Origin of the sequence: Methylosinus sp. H3A, from assembly GCF_015709455.1 — a bacterium.
In the GTDB taxonomy this organism is placed as follows: domain Bacteria; phylum Pseudomonadota; class Alphaproteobacteria; order Rhizobiales; family Beijerinckiaceae; genus Methylosinus.
On sequence record NZ_JADNQW010000005.1, the window covers coordinates 3,503,363 to 3,521,705 of the forward strand.

Genomic DNA, 18,343 nt, shown 5'->3' on the forward strand with positions numbered 1-18,343 from the left:
AGCGTTCAGCGTTCAGCGTTCAGCGCCGCGGCGAAGGCCAGGATAGGCTCTGGCGAGGCGTCGAGCAATGATCCCCAGACGAAGCGAGCCTGAAGGCTCGCGGTCCAAAGCGCTCCCTGGACCGCGAGCCTTCAGGCTCGCATTTCCCTCGCGCTCGAGCGAGGCTCGCCGCCTCAATAGGCGTTCTCGGTCTTCAACAGCGCGATCGGCGTGAGCGCGAGAATGTAGATGTCGAGCAGGATCGACCAGTTCTCTATGTAATAGAGGTCGCATTCGACGCGCTTCTGGATCTTCTCCGGCGTGTCGGTCTCGCCGCGCCAGCCATTGATCTGCGCCCAGCCGGTGAGGCCGGGCTTCACGCGATGGCGGGCGAAATAGCCGTCGACGACCTCGTCATAGAGATGCTCGGCCGCCATGGCGTGCATGGCGTGCGGGCGCGGGCCGACCAGCGACAGATTGCCCCGGAACACGACATTGAACAGCTGCGGCAGCTCGTCGAGCGAGGTCTTGCGAATGAAGCGGCCGACGCGGGTCACGCGCGGATCGCCCTTGGTGACGAGCCGGGAGGCGGCCGGGTCGAGCTTGTCCGCATACATGGAGCGGAATTTATAGACCTCGATCCGCTCATTGTTGAAGCCGTAGCGCGTCTGGCGGAACAGCACCGGGCCGCGCGAGTCGAGCTTGATGGCGAGCGCCACAGCCGCCATGACCGGCGTGAAAACAACGAGGCAGATCGCGCCGACGATCTTGTCGAAGGCGGATTTGGCCAGCACGTCCCAATCGGCGATCGGCTTGTCGAAGACGTCCAGCACCGGAACATTGCCGATGTAGGAGTACGAGCGGGGGCGGAAGCGCAGCTTATTGGTGTGGGCGGCGAGACGAATGTCGATCGGCAGCACCCAGAGCTTGCGCAGCATCTGCAACAGGCGCGCCTCGGCGGAGATGGGCAGAGTGAAGATGACGAGATCGAGCCGCGTGTGGCGCGCGAATTCGACGAGATCGTCGATCGTGCCGAGCTTGGGATAGCCGGCGACGACATCCGGCGAGCGATCGTCGCGGCGGTCGTCGAATATGCCGAGGATGCGCAGATCGCTGTCTTGCTGCGCGGCGGCGAGATCGCGCAGCACCGGCTCGGCCGCGGGGCCGCCGCCGACGACGACGGTGCGACGGTCGAGCTTGCCCTGCTGCGTCAGCGACCGCACCACGGCGGCGACGGCGAAGCGCTCCGCCGCCAGCACGCCGAGCCCGCCCGCATACCAGCCGAGCAGCCACACGCGCGACAGGGCGTTGTCGAGCTTGAGAAAGAAGATCGCCGCGAGCGCGGCGAGAAAGACCAGCGTCCAGCCGCCGGCGAGCTTCAGCCCATGGCCGATCGGCGAGCGAAAAGCCGTGGGCGTATAGAGATCGAGCGCCTGCCAGACGAGGACGGCGAGCAGCGCCATGCCGGGGATGACGATGAAATATTCGACGCCATAGCCATAGGCGGGCGCGACATGGAGCCGATGCACGGCGAAGCCGCCGGCCGTGATCAGCAGAAGCTCGAGAATGCGGACGATGCCCGCGACCACGATCGGCGAATAGGCGGGCGTCGGCCGCGCATCGGCGGCGATCTCCGCGAGCCGCGAGGCGACGCGGCCGTCGTCATTGGCGAGGGCGGCCGCTTTGATGTCGCGTAGGGCGAATGCACACATGACGTCACTCCACTCATCAGGCTCTCTGCGGTAGGACGGCCTCCGCGGCGCGGCGACATCCGGCGGCCGTCAGCGCGTCGCGATATCCGCGCAGCACCGCTTCCTCCATCGCCGTCAAAGAGAAATTTTCTGCTACTCTCTCAGCGAGTTCGTCGCTTGCACGGCGTCGCGCCGACTCGCCCATGCCGCCGGCGGCGATCATCGCTCGGGCCAGCGCGGCGGGATCGTCGCTCGCGACGAGGCGATCCGCATAGTCGCCGAAAATCTCGGGGATGCCGCCGACATTGGTGGCGACGAGGGGCGTGCGCGCGGCGATCGCCTCGAGCACGATATAGGGAAGCGACTCGGCGCGGCTCGGCACGACCAATATGCGCCCCAATCGCAGCGCCTCACGCGCGGGCATGGGCGGCGCGAAGCACAGCCGCTCGTTAACGCCGCGCGTTTCCGCGAGCGCGCGCAGCGCCGCCTCGTCCGGCCCGGAGCCGACGAGCGCGAGTCGCGGCGCCTCGCCGGTCTCGTCGCGAATGAGCGCCAGCGCCTCGATCAGCGTGTCGACGCCTTTGAAGCGGCGCCATTCGCCGACATAGAGAAAATCCGCCGCCCCCGCGATCGGCGCGATCGGCTCGAATTCCGCAGGACGCAATCCATTGGGCACGATGCGCGCCACCGCGCGGGAGAAGCCGATCGCCTCGGCGAAGCGCTTTTGCGCATAGGCGCTCTCGAAGGGGATGAAGTCGGTCACCCGCTCCAGCGCTTTTTCCACCGAGAGATAGAGACGATTGACGAGCGCGTCCGGGTCGAAATGAAGGCTGCCGCCATGCGGCGTGTAGACGCGAATATGCGGACGGGTCAGCGACGGAAACAGCGGCAGCAGCGTCGGCAGGCGCGCATAGAGGCCGCCCTTCGCGCCATGTCCGTGGACGACGTCGGGCGAAAGGCGCTTCAGCGCCGCGGCGATGCGAAAGGCGACGATCGGGTCGCTCCAGCTCGGCAGGCGGCGCATGCAAAGACGCGTGACGCCGAGCTCGAGCGAAGGCTCGAGCATTCGCAGAACCGCCTCCGCGCGCTCGCCGCCGGTCGAGGAATCGGCGATGAGCCCGACCGCATGTCCGCGCTCGGCCTGCGCGCCGGCGAGATCGACGACATGACGAAAGAGGCCGCCGATCGGCGCGCGCATGACATGCACGATGCGCAGCCGTCCGGGGCCGTTGTCGTCGATCGCCTGGCTTTGCCGCTCCACTCGCATCTCGCTTCAGAAAATCCGTTCGCGAACCGTGATCGTATCCCCCGGTCTGACCGCCTGCAGCAGTGGCACCCGGCCGGTGACCGGTACGCCGCCATAGTCGCGCGTCAGATCGACCTCTCCCTGATATCCGCGCGGGCTGAACCCGCCGGCTATGGCGATCGCCTTCTGCACGGTGAGACCCTCGAGGAACGGATATTGTCCGGCGCTGAGCACTTCGCCGAGCACGAAGAACGGTCGATACGCCTCGACTTCCACCGAGACGCGGGGGTCTCGGATGAATCCGTTGCGCAAACGTGCGGCGATTTCATGTTGCAGCGCCTGGGTCGTGAGGCCGGCTGCCGGCACGATGCCGATGAGCGGCATGGCGATATGGCCGGAGCCGTCGACCGTATAGCTGTTGGAGATCGCATCCTGGCCGAACACGATGATGCGCAGCCGATCGCCGGCCGCGAGCGTGTAAGGCTCCTCGGTGGAGGTCGCCAGTAGCTCTGGAATATAGGCGCCGGGCAGGGCGCAGCTCGACAATGTCGCGCACATCATCAGCCAGAAGAAGAGAAAGCCATATCTCGGCATTTAGAATCTCGGGCTCGAGGAACAGCTAACGAACGGCGTTCCGGAGGGATTTTTTAAGCACTTATGGTTAACAAAGGCTGATCGGCGATCGGCGAGGCTCGATCGCCCCGCCAATGGCGCCATATCGCCGCGGTTAACCCTGCGGAAACCATAATCTCGGTACATGGTCTGCGCGCTACATGGAGTTCGCAGATGAGTTTCGGCCACTCTCACGATGTCGCGGAAAGCCTGCAGGGCGAGATCGCACAGGGCGAGATCGATCTTGGGCAGATCGCCGGCGCCTTGTCGCGTCGCCGCCGTATCGTGATCGGCGTGACGCTCGCGGCCTTTTTCGGCGCGCTGATCTTCGTCAATGTCGTCAAGCCGCGCTACACGGCCGAGGCGCGCGTCCTGCTCGAGAATCAGGAGAGCTATCTGACGCGCGCCGACAAGGAGCGCGCCGATCCCGCCGCCGCGCCGGACGCCGAGGCGGTGCAGAGCCAGATTCAGATGCTCACCTCGCGCGATCTCGCGCGCCGCGTGCTGAAATCGCTCGAGCTTCAGGGAAATTCCGAGTTCGATCCGATCGCCGATGGAATAGGGCTCACGACGAAGATCGGCGTGATGCTCGGCCTGACGCGCGATCCGTCCAAGCTCGCGCCGGAGGAGCGCATGCTGGACGCTTATTTCGATAAGCTGCAGGTGCTATCGCCGACGAAGACGCGCGTGCTGCAGATCGAATTCTCCGCCCGCGATCCCGATCTCGCGGCGCGAGCGGCGAACGCCATCGCCTCCTATTATATCGACCTGCAGCGCGAGGCGAAGCGCGACAATGCGCGCGACGCCGCGCAATCGCTGAGCCCGTTGGTCGCCGATCTACGCGAGCGCCTCGCCAGAGCCGAGGCGAAGGTGGAGGCGTTCCGCTCGCGCTCGGGGCTCTTCGCCGGCACGAATAATATGACGATCGCCACGCAGCAACTCGGCGATCTCACCAATCAACTCTCTATTTCCCGCACCGCGCAGGCGGACGCCGAGGCCAAGGCGAAGCTCGTGCGCGACATGTTGCGGCAAAATCGCGTCGGCGAGATTCCGGACGTCGCCAATAATGAGATGATCCGCCGCATCGGCGAGCAGCGCGTGACGCTGCGCGCCCATCTCGCGCTCGAATCCCGCACGCTGCTGCCCGGCCATCCGCGTATAAAGGAGCTGCAGGCGCAACTCGCCGATCTCGACGCCGATTGGCGGAGGGCGGCCGAGCGCACTGCGCGCACGTTGGAGAACGAGGCCCGCATCGCGTCCTCGCGCGTCGAGAATCTGGCGCGCGCCATGGATGAGCAGAAGCGCGTCGCCGGCGCGGCCGGCGCCGACGAGGTGCAGCTGCGCGAGCTCGAGCGCGCCGCCCGCGTGCTCAAGGATCAGCTCGAGGCGGATTCGGCCAAATATCAGGAGGCGCTGGCGCGCGAAGGGCCGAAGGCGTCGCCCGCCGACGCGCGCGTGATCCAGCGCGCCGTGGCGCCGCCCATCCCCTCCTTCCCGAAGAAGCTGCCGATCACGGCTTTCGCCACGATCGCCGCCTTCGTGCTCTCGGCCGGCTCGATCATCGCGATCGAGCTCCTCACTGGCCGCGCCCGCGTCGCCGGTCCGACGCCGCTGCCGGCGCCGCCCGAGGAGGCGTTGGAAGCGCCGCCGAACGTCCGCATCGCGGCGGAACGGCGCGAGCCCGCCTTCGCCGAGGCGGAGGAGAAGCCGCAGACGGCGCGCTTTTCCGCGCCGCCGGATTCGCGAACGCCCAAGCTCGAGGATCGAACCACGCGCACGCATCGTTCGAGCGTCATCGGAAGGATCGACGCGGCGCGCATGGCGACGCTCTCGGTAAAAGTGCTCATGATCGGCTGCGCCGACGCCGAGCACAGCTTCGACAGCGCGGTGACTCTGTCGCGCGCGCTGGCGCGGCGCGGCCTCGCCATAATCGTCGCGGCCGACGCCGAGGCGGAAGGGGAGCTCTATGATCGGCTGGTTCCAGATGTCGATCGCGCCAGGCCGCTCGGTCTCGCCGATCTCGCCAGCGGCGCCGCGACCTTTGGCGAGGCTATTCATCGCGATCTGAATTCGCGTCTGCATGTCATGCCGGGGGGCTGCGCGGCGGCGGAATATGATCAGGACGCCGAGCCTGTGCTCGAGGCTCTGGCGCAGACCTATGATTTCATCGTCTTCGCCACGCGCGACTATGACCGCGCCATGTTCCTCGCGCCATCCTTCGACATCGTGCTGGTGAGCGGGTCCGAGCGCGCGGCCGAGGCGGTGATCGACGAGCTGGCGCAGGCCGGCGTCAGCGACGCCTTTCTGCTCGAGGAGGAGAGCCCCGCCGACGCCTCCGCCGCATGAATTACCGCGCGAGGCGCCGAAGCCGCGCGAGCGACGCGAAGAGGCGCGGGTTCTGCTTGACGGCGCGCTTTGCGCGCGTGAGCGCGGCGAGGACGGGCGCGGCGAGCGCGCCGAGCGGCGTCGCCGGAACGACGGCGTCGACGAGCGCGATCGTCTCGTCGCAGACGGCGTTTTTGTAGCGCGCTTCGCCGACGCCGAGATCGAAACGCCCGACGCCGCGCGCGACGAGACCGCGCAGCAGCGAATGCAGCAGGAGGTCGCCCGGCGAGGAGCGCGCGATCTCTTCCTCCGCCGTGAAGGAGTTGAGCATTGCGGAGAAGCGTCCGCTATGGGTGAAGCCGGCGTAGGTCGCGATGATGCGACCGTCGAGCGTCAGCGCGTGAGTCTCCAGCGCGCCGCCGCAGAGGCCGAGGACGAAATCGCGCATCGCGCCGCTGTCGAAAGACGCATCCCGCAGCCGCTCGGCCTTCTGCGCGAGAAGAACCTCGAGGATCTCGCCTCTGCGCGCGCCCGTCGCGCAATGCTCGAAGACGAGCGCGCCCATCTTCTCGAGCCGCGCCTGCTTCTTGCGCAGCTTTTTCCGCGCGTCGCTCGAAAAGCGCATATCGAGCTCGCTCGCCGTCGCGGGCAAAGTCGTCCCATAGGCGAAGCTCGGACTGGGTGCCGCGCCGGGAAGGGCGAGCGGATTGGCGACGCCCTCGAAAGCTTGCGGTTGATTGCCGAGCCGATAGAGATCGACGCCGGTCGCGCGGGCGGCGCGGCGCAACAGCGCGCGAATGGCGTCCGCGTCGAAGCGCGCGTCCGCGGCGAAAAGCCCGAGATTGAAATTGCTCTCCTTGCCGCCGAGAAACTGCGCGATGCGCAGCGGCCCGAGACGGGAGGTCGCGAGACCGACGAGAACGAGCGGGCGCGCGCCGGCGGCGGGCCGTGCGACGACGATCATCGGCGTGAGGCCCCGCGCGCGGCCGAAAGTCTCGAACCAGTCGCGCGCAAAGCCGAAGGACTGATAGGCGCTCACCGGAGCGTCGGCGAACAGAGCCTCCCAATCTTCGCGCGCGTCTTCGAAAGAGGTGAAGACATCGAGCGAGATTTCGTCGACGGCCGTTTCGAACCGCGAAAGCTCCATGAGATTTTCTACTCTGAGATTTTCAGCTCTTGCGTTAACCATATCCTCGCCGCATTGCTGATGTTTGCGCTTCTTCGTGACACTAGCAAGGAAAGGTCAACGAGACCTCGAGATGGTGACGCGACGAGACGAATTGCGCGGGAGGCGCTGCCGTGACGAAATGGCGTCGATTGGCGATTGAAGCAGGCATGGAATTCTTCCGTGCGAGCGGCGCCCACCGTTTGGCCGAGCCCTTTACGCGCGGGCTCGGCGCGATTTTGATGTTTCATCGCGTGCGGCCGCGGCTCGAGCAGGCCTTCGAGCCCAATCAGCCTTTGGAGATCACGCCGGAATTCCTGAATGCGCTGATTGCGTGGCTGCGCCAGCGCGGCGTCGAGATCGTTTCGCTGGAGACAGCGCTGGCGCGGCTGCGCGAGGGCGCGCCCGGAGCGCCTTTCGTGGTGCTCTCCTTCGACGACGGCTATCGCGATTTCGTCGAGCATGCGCTGCCTGTGCTGGAGCGCCATCGCACGCCTTTCGTCCTCTATCTGACCGCCGGATACGCCGACGCTTCCGCGCGGCTGTGGTGGGTCGAGCTCGAGGAGGCGGTCCGACGTCTCGATCGGCTCGACGTGATCGCCGGCGGACGGCGCGTGTGCTGCGATACGGCGACGGCGGCGGAGAAGCGCAGCGCCTTCGCCGAAATTTATGCGCAATTGCGGGCGGGCGACGAGGCGGAGCTTTTGCGCGTCGTCACCGCTCTGTCCGCCGAGGCGCGGCTCGAGCCTCATGCGTTGACGCGGCGCCTGTGCCTTGGATGGAGCGAGCTGCGCGCGCTGGCGCGACACGAGCTCGCGACGATCGGCGCGCATTCGGTGACTCATGCGCGATTGGCCAAGGTCGATTGTGCGAGCGCGATCTTCGAAATGGCCGAGAGCCGGCTGCGCCTAGAAGCAGAGCTGGAGCAGCCGGTTCCGCATTTCTGCTATCCGGTCGGCGATCCGACATCGGCGGGGAAAAGAGAATTCGAGCTCGCGGCGCGACTCGGCTTCACGAGCGCGGTGACGACGCGTCCCGGCATGATCTTCCCCGAGCACCGAGATCATCTCTCGGCGCTGCCGCGACTCTCGGTGAATGGGCGGCACCAATCGCTCGCCGCCTTGGACATTCTTCTGTCCGGCGCGCCCTTCGCGCTGATGAATGCGGGACGCCGCGTGACGGCGGCTTGAGCAGGATTTCGAAAAAGTGGATTTTTCGAAAATCCCGCCCTTCTCGCCGTGTCGGACCAAATCACGCCAAGCCGAGACGCCGGGTGAAGCCTCGCCATAGTTCGCCGAGCGTTTTCTTTTCGGCGACCGCGCGCGCGCGGGCGGAGACGGCGGCGGGTGTGATCGCGCCCGAATAATTGCAATCGCAGAAAATGTGATGCGCCTCGCGCATGGACAGCTGGAAGAAATCGATCGCGTCGCCGAGCCTGTCGCCCTTCAAACCCTGCTCGCGGAAGAGGGCGTCACGAAAGGCGATCGACAAGGGCGACTCGTCCTGGCGCAATTTCACACGCTCCTTGACGGGGACATATTCCATCATCGAGAACAGGCGAATGCGTCCGACATGCGCTTCGATCAACGAGGCGAGCCGCTCGAGCCGCGCGCGACGCAGCGAGGCTTCTTCGCGCCGCGCTTCGACGGGTTCGACTCCTGCAAGTTTAGTGATTTCTTCGAGAGTTCTGTATTTCATCACGCCCTCCGTCGCCAATGGGGCCGGCCGCCCGACAAAACAAATCCCCGACTCCACTGAACACGTTCGGCTGGGATTGGTTCCTGCGGTCATTTCGATGTCGGAGCGCGGACGGCGACGCTTTCGTCGACGGCGCGATCGTCGCTCTTGCCGGCTCGGACAGCGCAACTAGATGCTGCGCGGGGTTGCAGGACGGGCTGCTGGAATGGAGTGTCCTCATGTCCATGACCTTCCGAGAGGCGACAGCGCAAGAAAACGCCGCAGTTTATGGCGGCCTCGTCGATGCGGTGGGAGGCATCGCAACAATAGTCCTCGCCGTCTGTGGGCTCGCCGGCGTCAATCCGCCGCTGATGGCCGGCATCGCGACGATCGTGTTCGGCGTCGCACTGCTCATTCAAGGCGGCACGATGCTGTCCGAATATGCGCAGATCATCTTTCCCGCGGGCGCGAAAACCGCGAATTTCGAACACTTCGGAGGCGGCAGCCTCTCGGCTGTCTTCCTCGTCGGAGCGGCGGGAATTGTGCTCGGCGTGCTCTCGCTGCTCGGCATTAATTCCGGCGTGCTGACGCCGATCGCGACGATCGCGTTCGGAACCGCGCTCGTGCTCAGCAGCAATGCGGTCTGGCACCTCTATACGTTACGTCATGCGCAGGCGAGGAACGACGCCTCCGCCTCGCAATCGCAGAATGTCGGCGGCGAATTTCTGGCGAGCGAGATGGCCTCTGGCTCTGCGGGAATTCAGGCGCTGGCCGGATTGGGCGCTATCGTGCTCGGCGTTCTCGCGGTGGCGGGAAGCAGCAATGATCTCGTGCTCAATCTCGTCGCTCTGCTGGCGCTCGGCGCGACCGTCGTGCTCACCGGCAGCACGCTGAGCGCGACGGTGCTGAGCTTCATGCGCCCCTGGTCGTCGTCGCAGTCCTGATCCGACTTTGCCGCTCGTCTCTCGGAGCCGTCGACGCAGACGGCTCCGGGGGTCGTCGCGCTATCGTGACGGTCATCAGATGCGGGACATTCGACTGGGAGAGAGACCGCGTCGGCGCTACGCTGTACCGCTGGACGCATCGACGCGCGGCGCGTCGTCGCTTTTGTGCTCTGTCTCGAAGAGACGAAGAAAGGCGCTCTTTTCCGCATGCAGCTTGCGCAGATGCACGAAAGCGAGCTGCGCCAGTCGGCGGTCGCCGAGCGTGGTCAATACGACGAGTGAGCGCCTTCGGTCGAGAGGGTCGTTCTTGCGCTTGACGAGCTTTGCTTGCTCGAGGCGCGAGACCAGCTCCGCGGCGCTATGATCGCGGATCAGCAATTGCTCGGCGAGCTCGCCGACGCTGATATGGGCCCCGGCGCGAAAGGTCTTTATAGCGAGCAACGCCTGATAGCGTTGCATGGTGAGGCCGACATCCGAAGCCGCCTGCTCGCTGAAGGCGAGGAACTGCCGCAGCGCGTAGCGGAAATTGGCGAGCGCGCGAAGCTCCTCCTCCGAGGGGCGGCTGTCTTCGTCGGCTTCCTGAGGGCGGCTCTCGAGCGCCGTCGACATTTTCCTCGCTCCCTCGGATTCGCTGCCGCGATCTTCGGCCAAGCGCGCATGATGACCTTCGCCCTGCGTCTGGTCAAGGCGTCCGCCTGGCCGCCCGCTCCTTGCGCGCGCAACGCGTCTTGCATTTATATCGTGACACGACACATATATCCATCGTATAACGATGTGTGTCCGAGTGGCGGCGTCGCTCGAACGAAACGCGCGCGCGAATGACGTGCGAGACCGGGAGGAATACGATGATCGTCCGATTTTTTGCCGCCGTGATTTTCGCGAGCATCGGCTGGGCGACGCAGGCGCAAGCGCATGGCGGCGTCAGCATCGACGAAGGCCAATGCAAGATGAAGATCGGGCCCGATCAAATGAACTTCACCGGCTATCAGCCGCTGAAGTCGCGCGAGCAATTCTGCGACGACATTCCCGATGTCGGTCCGACAATCATCGTCCTCGACGCGGTGCAGGACGAGCTGCGCGACATGAATCTGGAGATTCGCATCCTGCGTGACGTCGGTCAGTCCAGCGACGACGAAAATCTCGAGCAGAACACGGAGACCTATGTGCCGCCGAAGAAATATCGCACCGGCACGCTCAACTTCGAATACGACTTCAAGCAAAAAGGCAAGTTCATCGGATTGGTGAAGGCGCGGAACGAGGACGGATCGAAAGACTATGTCTCGCGCTTTCCCTTCTCGGTCGGCGAGACCGAGACGCGTGACCTCACTATCGCGACATTTTTTGCGACGTTGGGACTGGTCGGATTCGGACTCTGGTACAAGAATTCCTTCAAGGCGAAGCCGCCGCGAGCCTGATCGCGGAGGAGCGCTTTTGTCGTAGCGCTTTCGTCGTCACGAGCGACGCCGCGACCCCGCGGCTCGCCGAAAAGGAGGCGGCCATGTCCATCGATCGACGGCGCGTTCTGTTCCTGACCGGAGGCGCCGCGCTCGCGGCCGGCGGTTTCGGCCTCGCGAACGCGCATGAATATGAAAAGGGCAGGCTCAAGGTCGAGCATCCCTGGCTGCGCGCGCCGCGCGACGGCGAGAGCGACGCCAATCTCTTCATGGTGGTTTACAATCGCGGCGACGCGCCCGATCGTCTGATCGGGGTAAAATCTTCCGAGATCGGCGGCTTCGATCTGCATGTCGCTCCGCATTTCGCCGTTGCGACAGATGCGATCTTCCTTCCTGTCGGCTCGAAAGTGACTCTCGCGCCCGGGGGCTCCTACATTCATCTCTCGGGCGTCGAGAAGATCAATCCGGTCGGCTGGGGCTTCGAGCTCACTCTCCTGTTCGAAAAGGCCGGCGAATTGCAGATCGACGCTGCGATCGACGCGCCCGACGCCACGCATGCGCATGATGCGGAGGCGATGGAGCGTTGGGAGAAGGCGCATGGGCGCGGAGCCGCAGAAGCGCCTCGAGAGGGCGACGCGCATAGAGAGGATCATCGCTCGGGCCACGAGGAGATGAAGGGGCAGGGCGAGGCTCGGCCGGACGTCGGCGAGCCGCAGCAGGCGCAGTGAGCCATTTTCCGGACCTGCTCGAAAAATTAACTTGCGCGCGACGAAATATGTCGCCATTCGATAGATCAAGCTGCGACGTCTCGACGCCTCTGCACGCAGCCAAATCGAAAAAACGAGCGGCGGCGTCTAATGGAGAAGAAAATGGCTCTGCAGACTTCCGGGAAGGACATCGTCAAGTCTCTGGCTTGGTTCATCGGCGCGATCGCGCTGATCCTGACCTTGATCCACTACGCTCCCATCATTTCGCACGGGGCGTTCTGAGCGAGACGCTCTCGCTCGCGCTACGCCGGCCGCGATCCAGCGATCATGGCCGGCGTTTTCGCATTCGGCGTCGCCTTCGCCGAGACGCGCGTTTGGCGTTGCTCGACCATGACGTTATTGTCCGCGCGACGATAGTGAGGTCGCGAACTTATGGTCGACAGAAAGACCGGCGAACGCCAGATCGAGGCCTTTCTTCTGGACGAGATGAAGGCGGAGATCGACGAGCTCGCCCATAGCGAGGTCGACGACTACACGAAATTCGTCTACGCCCGCGCGCGGGAGTTCTATTGGACGGCGACGCGCCTGCTCGGTCTCGGCCGGCTACACGACGGAGTGTGGCGCAAGCCGAGCGCCGACAAGGCGACGACGTGGCGCACCGCTCTGGCGGGCGATATTCCCCCTCCAGCGACCAGCGGCCGGTTGCTCGTCGACATGACGGCGACGCATCGCACCATCGGCCGCACCGGCATTCAGCGCGTCGTGCGCGAGATCGCGCGCGCGATGGTCGAGAGCGGCGCTGGAATTCCCGTTTTCATGGAGGATGGGCGTCTTTTTTCCCATTTCACGCATGAAAATCTACCCGATGAGGTGACGCCTGGGGCCGGCGACAAGCTTCTGCTGCTCGACGCGGGCTGGCATCTCACCGCGGAATATTCGCGGATGATCGATCGGGTGGCGCAGGCGGGCGGCGAGACCATCGGTTGCCTGTATGATCTCATTCCGATCCTCTACCCTTCTGTCGTGACGCAATCGGCGCATCTCGCCTTTGTGGAATGGTTCGATCTGCTCGTCCGAAAGAGCGATGCGATCATCGGCATCTCGAAGGCCGTCGTCGACGATTTCGCGGCCTATGCGCGGGGGCGGCGGCTGCCGTGCAAGCCTGGATTGCGGCTCGGCTGGTGGCCGCTCGGCGCAGATTTCTCGGCGCTTCGCGGCGAGACGCCGTCGCCGCGCGCGGTCGAGGCGGCCGCGGGCGTTCAGCCGCTCTTCCTCAGCGTCGGCACGCTCGAGCCGAGAAAAGGCCATGCGGTCGCGCTGCGCGCCTTCGATCGCTGGTGGAAGGAAGGCGCCGACGTCCGCTATGTCATTGTCGGCTCCAAGGGCTGGAATGTGCGTTCGCTCGAGCGGCGCATCGTCGGACATGCGGAATTCGGGCGGCGCCTGTTCTGGCTGCAGGGCGCGAGCGACGCCGATCTGCGCTATCTCTATGAGCGCACGCGCGCGCTGGTGTTTCCCTCGATCGCGGAGGGGTTCGGCCTGCCGCTCGTCGAGGCCGCGCATTTCGGCGCGCGCGCGATCGCGAGCGACATTCCCGTGTTCCGGGAGGTCGGCGGCGATTGGGTCTCCTATTTCGATCCGGCGGACAGCGACGCTCTGCTCGCCCGTATGAAGGAGGCGCTCGCCACGCCGGCTACCCCTGCGCAGGCCTGCGACATATTGTCCTGGCGCCGGTCCGCAGAGGCGCTGGCGCGCATTCTGCGGGAGGGCGACTATCCCCTGCGGCTCGACGCGGCGCGTTGAGCGCTGCGCCTCAGAACGGGTGATATTGGTAGAGCCAATTCTCCGACAGCACTTCGTCCTTGTGCTTCAGGAAGAGGCGCATTTCGACAGGATCGTTTCCTTCGACCGTCAGATCGAATTGCGCCCGCCAATGGCCGGGCACGCCGTCGAAGACGGCCTCTGTGTAGATGTAGGAGAAGGTTCCGCGTGAGGACCACAGCACCGGCTCGGGCTTCACGCCGAAGGGCAGACGCTCGAGCGGGCCGCCCAAAAACTCCACCATGAATTTGCGCACGCCCTTGGGCCGCGCCTTGCCGGGCTGGCCGCCATTGCCGAGCCGCGTCGCCACGCAGCGCGCGAGCGGCGTGGGGGCGGGCTCGTCGGCGAGCCAATGAAGACGATAGGAGAAATCGAAAGAGGAGCCGAGGACGGCCGGTTTTTCCGGAACCCACATGGCGACGATATTGTCGTGGATCTCGTCGTCGGTCGGAATTTCGACGAGCTGCACGGCGCCCTTGCCCCAATCGCTCTTGGGCTCGATCCACACGCTCGGGCGGCGGTCGTAGAACACGCCGTCGAGATAATGATCGAAATTGCGGTCGCGCTGCAACAGGCCGAAGCCTTTCGGATTTTCGTCCGAGAAGGCCGAAGCCATCACGCGGTCGGGATTGTTCAGCGGCCGCCACAGCCGTTCGCCGCGGCCGGTCCACATTGCGAGCCCGTCGGAATCATGCACCTCCGGGCGCCAATCGACGGCGGTCTGCTTTTTGGTCTCGGAGAACCAATACATGGAGGTGAGCGGCGCTATGCCGAAGCGAGTGAAGCTTCCGCGTAAATGCAGCGAGCAATCGACGTCCATCACCACGCCTTTGCCGCGCTTTGCGAGAATGCGAAAGGCGCCGACGATGGAAGGGCCTTCGAGCAAGAGATGCAACGTCAGCCCGTCCTCGGTCTCCGGGCCGATATAGACATTGGTGAAGTCCGGGAATTCTTCCGGTCGGCCAGAGACCCAAGTGTCGAGCGCGACGCCTCGGGCGGAGAGCCCATATTGGCGCAATGCGCCGATGGCGCGGAAATAGGACGCGCCGAGAAAGGCGACCCAATCGTTCTTGCGCCAGTCGAGCGGGCCGTCTTTCGGCTCCTGGATGCGAAAACCGGCGAAGCCGGCTCCCGGCGGCAGCCGGCGCGCGATCGAATCCGCCGGCATGTCGAAATATTTCGGATTGTAGAGCACCTCGCGCGCCTGGCCGCCATCGACCGCATACATGCGGACGGCCTTTTTGAAGAACATGCCGAGGTGGAAGAATTCGACCGGGAAGCGGCCGGCGCCGGTCGTGAGCGCGTAATTCGTGTCGTAGCTGATCTTGCCCCAGGCCTCATAGTCGATCTTCGAGGTGATCTCGGGATCGGGCTGGCTCGGCGGCCGAAACGGCTCGGCGATGCGGCGACGCGCCGTCTCCTTCAGCCGCTCGAAGGAGAAGGGCTCTGGCGCCCCGAGATCGAGGCGGCCGGGAACCGGCTGGGCGTGGAGCTCGGTCGCGCCGGCGGCGCCGAGCGCGCTCGTCGCCGCGGCCTTGAGGAAGGAGCGGCGATCGGTGTCGTCGATCATGCAGGGAGCCTCGCAGCGCGGGGGAACGCCTGTCGTCGGCCGAAGGCGCGTGAAATCAGCGGATCGGCAACTCAGCGTATCGGTTCATGGCGGACGGCGGTGCGCATGAAGAAATACAGGCCGACGAAACCCACCAGCGCGAAGGCGATTTCAAAAATGCGGCTCACCGCCGGGTCGAGCTGAAACAGGCCGCCGAGCGCCCAGCCGGCCGCCCAGGAGGCGCCGACGAGCTCCGTGCCGACCAGAATCGCGACCGCGACCAGCGTCGACAAATGCACTAGGTTCAAGGGCTTCTTGCTCATCGGGAGAAGGACTCCGCGCTCATCGTCCAGCGCGACCGTGCTATACGATCGCGTCGCCCGGCGCAAGTCGCCGGGCGACGCCGCCGACGAACTCCCCTTGCGAGGCGGCTCGCGCCGCTGGTATTGTGTAAATCGAGGCGACATAGGCGCAATTTTTGGATTTCCGCGCGCCGAAACAAAGTCGCGTTTTTTTTCAGGGGCGGGGCTATGGTTGGAGTCGTCGAGCGCGTCGTCATTCGGCATTTGTCCGGGTCGAAGGCAAATCAGATCGAGCAGCTTCCGATCGGCGGTCTCGAGGAGATAACTATCGGCCGCGATCCGACCTCGAAAATCGCCTTCGATCCCACCATCGACGGGGTCGTCAGTCGCCAGCATGCGGTGATCCGCATCGAAGGCGAAGGCGATAATGTGAAGTTCAAGCTCTTCGATCTCAACAGCAGCAATGGCACCTTCCTCAACGGCCAGCGCATCTCGCAGGAGGCCGAGCTGCTGCCCGAGGACAAGATCGAGCTCGGCGGCGCCAAAGGGCCGAAATTCACATTCGATCTGCAGCCGCGTCCAGCCAGCTTCGCGGCGCGCACGCGCGTCATCGGCATAGACGATTCCGCCGCGACGCGGCTGATCGAGACGGCGCAGACGGCGGCCTCGACCGCCGTCGCCGAGATCACCTCTTCCAAGACGTCGGCGACGCCGCACAAGGCCGGGGTCGGCCAGGAGACGGTGCAGCGGCTGATCGTCGAGGAGCGCCGCTCCGTGAGCCGCACCTGGGGCGCGGTGGCGGCGGGACTGCTGGCTTTCATCGCGCTGGGCGGCGGCGCCGTTTATTGGAAGCAGATCAAGGACGACGAGCGTCATCAGGCCGATCTCGCCGACGTGAAGGCCGACACCAAGCATGTCGATCAGCGCGCCGCGGCGCTTCAGGGCGAGGTGAAGACCAATCTCATCGGCATGACGCCGCTCGACATCTACAACAAATACGCCAATGCGACGGCGCGCATCGATCTGCGCTGGCGTCTCTTCGACACGCAGACCGGCAAGCCGATCTTCCATCAGACGTTCAGAATCGGCAAGGATACGCTGCCGGCCTATGTGCGCTTTCCCAACGGCAAGGTCGTGCGCTGGCTGACGCTCGAGGACGATCAGCGCTCCAATCAGCAGATCGCCGGCTCCGGACGCGGCTCCGGCTTCGTCATCAACGAGCAGGGCTATCTGCTCACCAACAAGCATGTCGCGGCCGGCTGGAAAGTGACTTATGAGTCGGGGCGCTTCGGCTTCGTCTTCGATCTGGGCGGTGGTCCGGGCGCGAAGAACGCCAAATTGCGCAAATATGGCGTCATCGATCTCGAATCCGATGATTACGCCGATTTGAACATGTGGGTTCCCGAGGCGGGCGGCGTCATTTTCCCGTCGAGCGTCGCCATTCCGATCGGCCGCAACAATATTCCCGACATGACTCGCAATGAGCAGCGCACATTCGAGGGCCGCAACGAGCAGCTCGAGGTGCGTTTCCCCGGCGCGCGGCTCGGCGTCAACGCCACTCTGGTGCGCGCTTCGGCAGATTCCGACGCGGCGCTCATCAAGATCGACTCGCCGCAGCTGCTGGACAAGGTCGAGCTCGCCGACGACGATCAGGTGACGATCGGCGAGAAGGTCATCGTGCTCGGCTATCCGGGCATTTCGGTCGAGAATGTCCAGCGGCAGGTCACGGTCGAGAACGGCCTGACGCGCGTCCAGAACGAGGTCATTCCCGAGGCGACGGTGACGGACGGCATCGTCTCGAAGCTGTCGACCGGCTTCAAGGAAAAAGACGGCGTTACTCTGACCAGCGCCGGCGAGCGCATTCAGCTCTCCGTGCTGGCGACGGGCGCCGGCAATAGCGGCGGCCCGGTGTTCAACTCGAATGGCAAGGTCATCGGCCTGTTCACCTACAGCCGTAGCCGCGGCGACGCGCGCGTGACGCTCGCCGTGCCGATCAAATTCGGGCGAGACCTGCTGCGCGCGCAGCGCAACTGATCGAAGGTCGAGGACAATGGCGACGGGCCTCGAGGCTCCTTTGGGCGCTTTCCGCGTCGTCGGCGCGATGCGGACGGATGTCGGCCGCGTGCGCTCCTCCAATGAGGACAGCGTGGCCTTTGTCGCGCCGGCGCCGGACGCGCCCGAAGCGAAATCCGGCTATCTCGCCATCGTCGCCGACGGAATGGGCGGCCACGCGGCCGGCGAAGTGGCGAGCGCCCTCGCTACGGAAGTGGTGCGCCGCGTGTTCTATTCGCTCGATGTCGAGCCGCCGCGCGCGCTGAAGGCCGCTTTCGATGCCGCCAATCGCGCCGTCTTCGAGCAGAGCGCGCGCGAGCCCGAATGCAAGGGAATGGGCACGACCTGCACCGCCGTCGTTATTCGCGACGGCAGGCTGTGGCTCGCCCATGTCGGCGACAGCCGCGCCTATATCGTCAGGGGCCGCGAGGTCTCGCAACTCTCCGACGATCAGACGCTGCATGCGCAATTGGTGCGCGAGGGCGTGATGACGCAAGAGGAGGTAGAGCGCAGCCCCGGCGGCAATGTCATTCTCCAGGCTGTCGGAACGCGCAAGGAAGTCGCGCCGACGATCTGGTCGGAGGGGTTGCCGCTCGCGATCGGCGATGCGATCGTGCTGTGTTCCGACGGCCTCTCCAATCTCGTCTCCGACGTGGAGCTCGCCGCGATCGTCCCCGAACGCGCGCCGCAGGAGTCCTGCCGGCTGCTGGTGGACGCCGCCCTCGCGGCGGGGGGGCACGACAATATTTCGGTTGGCGTGTTTCGGATCGTCGCGCCGCCGGGCGCGCGCTCCGATCAGGCCGCGACGCAGAAGATTTCAGTCGTCGCGGACGGCGCGCCGCCGACGCGCGTCGTCATTGTTCGATAGAGGCATAGGGT

The 18,343-nt window shown here is 65.2% G+C and carries 16 protein-coding genes; 8 read left to right on the forward strand and 8 right to left on the reverse strand.

From position 1 onward, the window contains the following. Positions 1–173: 173 nt before the first annotated feature. Genes IY145_RS19175 through IY145_RS19185 form a run of 3 tightly spaced genes read right to left on the reverse strand, consistent with a single transcriptional unit; the run spans position 174 to position 3,510 of the window. Positions 174–1,691, reverse strand: coding sequence for an undecaprenyl-phosphate glucose phosphotransferase (locus IY145_RS19175; protein ID WP_196409668.1), 1,518 nt, complete (start codon positions 1,689–1,691; stop codon positions 174–176). A 16-nt stretch (positions 1,692–1,707) separates the two neighbouring features. Then, entirely contained in the window at positions 1,708–2,937 is a 1,230-nt protein-coding gene (locus tag IY145_RS19180; protein WP_196409669.1) for a glycosyltransferase family 4 protein, read from the reverse strand. Positions 2,938–2,943: 6 nt separating this feature from the next. Then, on the reverse strand, positions 2,944–3,510 hold the full coding sequence (locus IY145_RS19185; protein WP_196409670.1) for a polysaccharide biosynthesis/export family protein: 567 nt from the start codon (positions 3,508–3,510) through the stop codon (positions 2,944–2,946). A gap of 192 nt (positions 3,511–3,702) precedes the next feature. Here IY145_RS19185 and IY145_RS19190 point away from each other — a divergent pair, with 192 nt between their 5' ends. Further along, entirely contained in the window at positions 3,703–5,874 is a 2,172-nt protein-coding gene (locus IY145_RS19190; protein WP_196409671.1) for a GumC family protein, read from the forward strand. Position 5,875: 1 nt separating this feature from the next. On the opposite strand, the gene IY145_RS19195 is transcribed toward IY145_RS19190, so the two are convergent. Beyond that, complete coding sequence (locus IY145_RS19195) at positions 5,876–7,000, reverse strand: GNAT family N-acetyltransferase (RefSeq protein WP_196409672.1); 1,125 nt, start codon at positions 6,998–7,000, stop codon at positions 5,876–5,878. Positions 7,001–7,188: 188 nt separating this feature from the next. Between IY145_RS19195 and IY145_RS19200 the strand changes: the two genes are divergently transcribed. After that, positions 7,189–8,208 carry a polysaccharide deacetylase family protein gene (locus IY145_RS19200; RefSeq protein WP_196410621.1) on the forward strand — a complete coding sequence of 340 codons (1,020 nt, stop codon included), beginning with the start codon at positions 7,189–7,191 and terminating at the stop codon, positions 8,206–8,208. 61 nt (positions 8,209–8,269) lie between these two features. Here IY145_RS19200 and IY145_RS19205 read toward each other — a convergent pair whose 3' ends face one another. Beyond that, on the reverse strand, positions 8,270–8,716 hold the full coding sequence (locus IY145_RS19205; RefSeq protein WP_246722106.1) for a hypothetical protein: 447 nt from the start codon (positions 8,714–8,716) through the stop codon (positions 8,270–8,272). A gap of 218 nt (positions 8,717–8,934) precedes the next feature. On the opposite strand from IY145_RS19205, the gene IY145_RS19210 reads away from it, so the two are divergent. Beyond that, positions 8,935–9,639 carry a hypothetical protein gene (locus IY145_RS19210; protein ID WP_196409674.1) on the forward strand — a complete coding sequence of 235 codons (705 nt, stop codon included), beginning with the start codon at positions 8,935–8,937 and terminating at the stop codon, positions 9,637–9,639. A 117-nt stretch (positions 9,640–9,756) separates the two neighbouring features. Here the strand turns inward: IY145_RS19210 and IY145_RS19215 are convergent, their stop codons facing one another. Beyond that, positions 9,757–10,248: a MarR family winged helix-turn-helix transcriptional regulator gene (locus tag IY145_RS19215; RefSeq protein ID WP_196409675.1), complete on the reverse strand. Its 492-nt coding sequence runs from the start codon at positions 10,246–10,248 to the stop codon at positions 9,757–9,759. 236 nt (positions 10,249–10,484) lie between these two features. Here IY145_RS19215 and IY145_RS19220 point away from each other — a divergent pair, with 236 nt between their 5' ends. The 3 genes from IY145_RS19220 (at position 10,485) to IY145_RS19230 (ending at position 13,543) form a co-directional block, all read left to right on the forward strand. Further along, the gene (locus IY145_RS19220; protein WP_196409676.1) at positions 10,485–11,054 is read left to right on the forward strand and encodes a hypothetical protein; all 570 of its coding nucleotides are present in this window, start codon (positions 10,485–10,487) and stop codon (positions 11,052–11,054) included. Positions 11,055–11,137: 83 nt separating this feature from the next. Beyond that, the gene (locus IY145_RS19225; protein ID WP_196409677.1) at positions 11,138–11,761 is read left to right on the forward strand and encodes a copper chaperone PCu(A)C; all 624 of its coding nucleotides are present in this window, start codon (positions 11,138–11,140) and stop codon (positions 11,759–11,761) included. A 411-nt stretch (positions 11,762–12,172) separates the two neighbouring features. Next, complete coding sequence (locus tag IY145_RS19230) at positions 12,173–13,543, forward strand: glycosyltransferase family 1 protein (protein WP_196409678.1); 1,371 nt, start codon at positions 12,173–12,175, stop codon at positions 13,541–13,543. A gap of 10 nt (positions 13,544–13,553) precedes the next feature. On the opposite strand, the gene IY145_RS19235 is transcribed toward IY145_RS19230, so the two are convergent. After that, complete coding sequence (locus IY145_RS19235; protein ID WP_196409679.1) at positions 13,554–15,131, reverse strand: glucan biosynthesis protein; 1,578 nt, start codon at positions 15,129–15,131, stop codon at positions 13,554–13,556. 71 nt (positions 15,132–15,202) lie between these two features. Continuing rightward, the gene (locus IY145_RS19240; protein ID WP_196409680.1) at positions 15,203–15,433 is read right to left on the reverse strand and encodes a hypothetical protein; all 231 of its coding nucleotides are present in this window, start codon (positions 15,431–15,433) and stop codon (positions 15,203–15,205) included. 207 nt (positions 15,434–15,640) lie between these two features. Here IY145_RS19240 and IY145_RS19245 point away from each other — a divergent pair, with 207 nt between their 5' ends. Together IY145_RS19245 and IY145_RS19250 are read left to right on the forward strand one after the other, a co-directional pair. Then, the gene (locus IY145_RS19245; protein ID WP_196409681.1) at positions 15,641–17,446 is read left to right on the forward strand and encodes a trypsin-like peptidase domain-containing protein; all 1,806 of its coding nucleotides are present in this window, start codon (positions 15,641–15,643) and stop codon (positions 17,444–17,446) included. 16 nt (positions 17,447–17,462) lie between these two features. Beyond that, positions 17,463–18,332 carry a PP2C family serine/threonine-protein phosphatase gene (locus IY145_RS19250; RefSeq protein ID WP_196409682.1) on the forward strand — a complete coding sequence of 290 codons (870 nt, stop codon included), beginning with the start codon at positions 17,463–17,465 and terminating at the stop codon, positions 18,330–18,332. The last annotated feature ends 11 nt before the right edge of the window (positions 18,333–18,343 follow it).

Coding starts and splice junctions, on each gene's coding strand:
- IY145_RS19175 (WP_196409668.1), bottom strand. CDS start 1,691: ATGTGTGCATTCGCCCTACGCGACATCAAAGCGGCCGCCCTCGCCAAT.
- IY145_RS19180 (WP_196409669.1), bottom strand. CDS start 2,937: ATGCGAGTGGAGCGGCAAAGCCAGGCGATCGACGACAACGGCCCCGGA.
- IY145_RS19185 (WP_196409670.1), bottom strand. CDS start 3,510: ATGCCGAGATATGGCTTTCTCTTCTTCTGGCTGATGATGTGCGCGACA.
- IY145_RS19190 (WP_196409671.1), top strand. CDS start 3,703: ATGAGTTTCGGCCACTCTCACGATGTCGCGGAAAGCCTGCAGGGCGAG.
- IY145_RS19195 (WP_196409672.1), bottom strand. CDS start 7,000: ATGGAGCTTTCGCGGTTCGAAACGGCCGTCGACGAAATCTCGCTCGAT.
- IY145_RS19200 (WP_196410621.1), top strand. CDS start 7,189: ATGGAATTCTTCCGTGCGAGCGGCGCCCACCGTTTGGCCGAGCCCTTT.
- IY145_RS19205 (WP_246722106.1), bottom strand. CDS start 8,716: ATGAAATACAGAACTCTCGAAGAAATCACTAAACTTGCAGGAGTCGAA.
- IY145_RS19210 (WP_196409674.1), top strand. CDS start 8,935: ATGTCCATGACCTTCCGAGAGGCGACAGCGCAAGAAAACGCCGCAGTT.
- IY145_RS19215 (WP_196409675.1), bottom strand. CDS start 10,248: ATGTCGACGGCGCTCGAGAGCCGCCCTCAGGAAGCCGACGAAGACAGC.
- IY145_RS19220 (WP_196409676.1), top strand. CDS start 10,485: ATGATCGTCCGATTTTTTGCCGCCGTGATTTTCGCGAGCATCGGCTGG.
- IY145_RS19225 (WP_196409677.1), top strand. CDS start 11,138: ATGTCCATCGATCGACGGCGCGTTCTGTTCCTGACCGGAGGCGCCGCG.
- IY145_RS19230 (WP_196409678.1), top strand. CDS start 12,173: ATGGTCGACAGAAAGACCGGCGAACGCCAGATCGAGGCCTTTCTTCTG.
- IY145_RS19235 (WP_196409679.1), bottom strand. CDS start 15,131: ATGATCGACGACACCGATCGCCGCTCCTTCCTCAAGGCCGCGGCGACG.
- IY145_RS19240 (WP_196409680.1), bottom strand. CDS start 15,433: ATGAGCAAGAAGCCCTTGAACCTAGTGCATTTGTCGACGCTGGTCGCG.
- IY145_RS19245 (WP_196409681.1), top strand. CDS start 15,641: ATGGTTGGAGTCGTCGAGCGCGTCGTCATTCGGCATTTGTCCGGGTCG.
- IY145_RS19250 (WP_196409682.1), top strand. CDS start 17,463: ATGGCGACGGGCCTCGAGGCTCCTTTGGGCGCTTTCCGCGTCGTCGGC.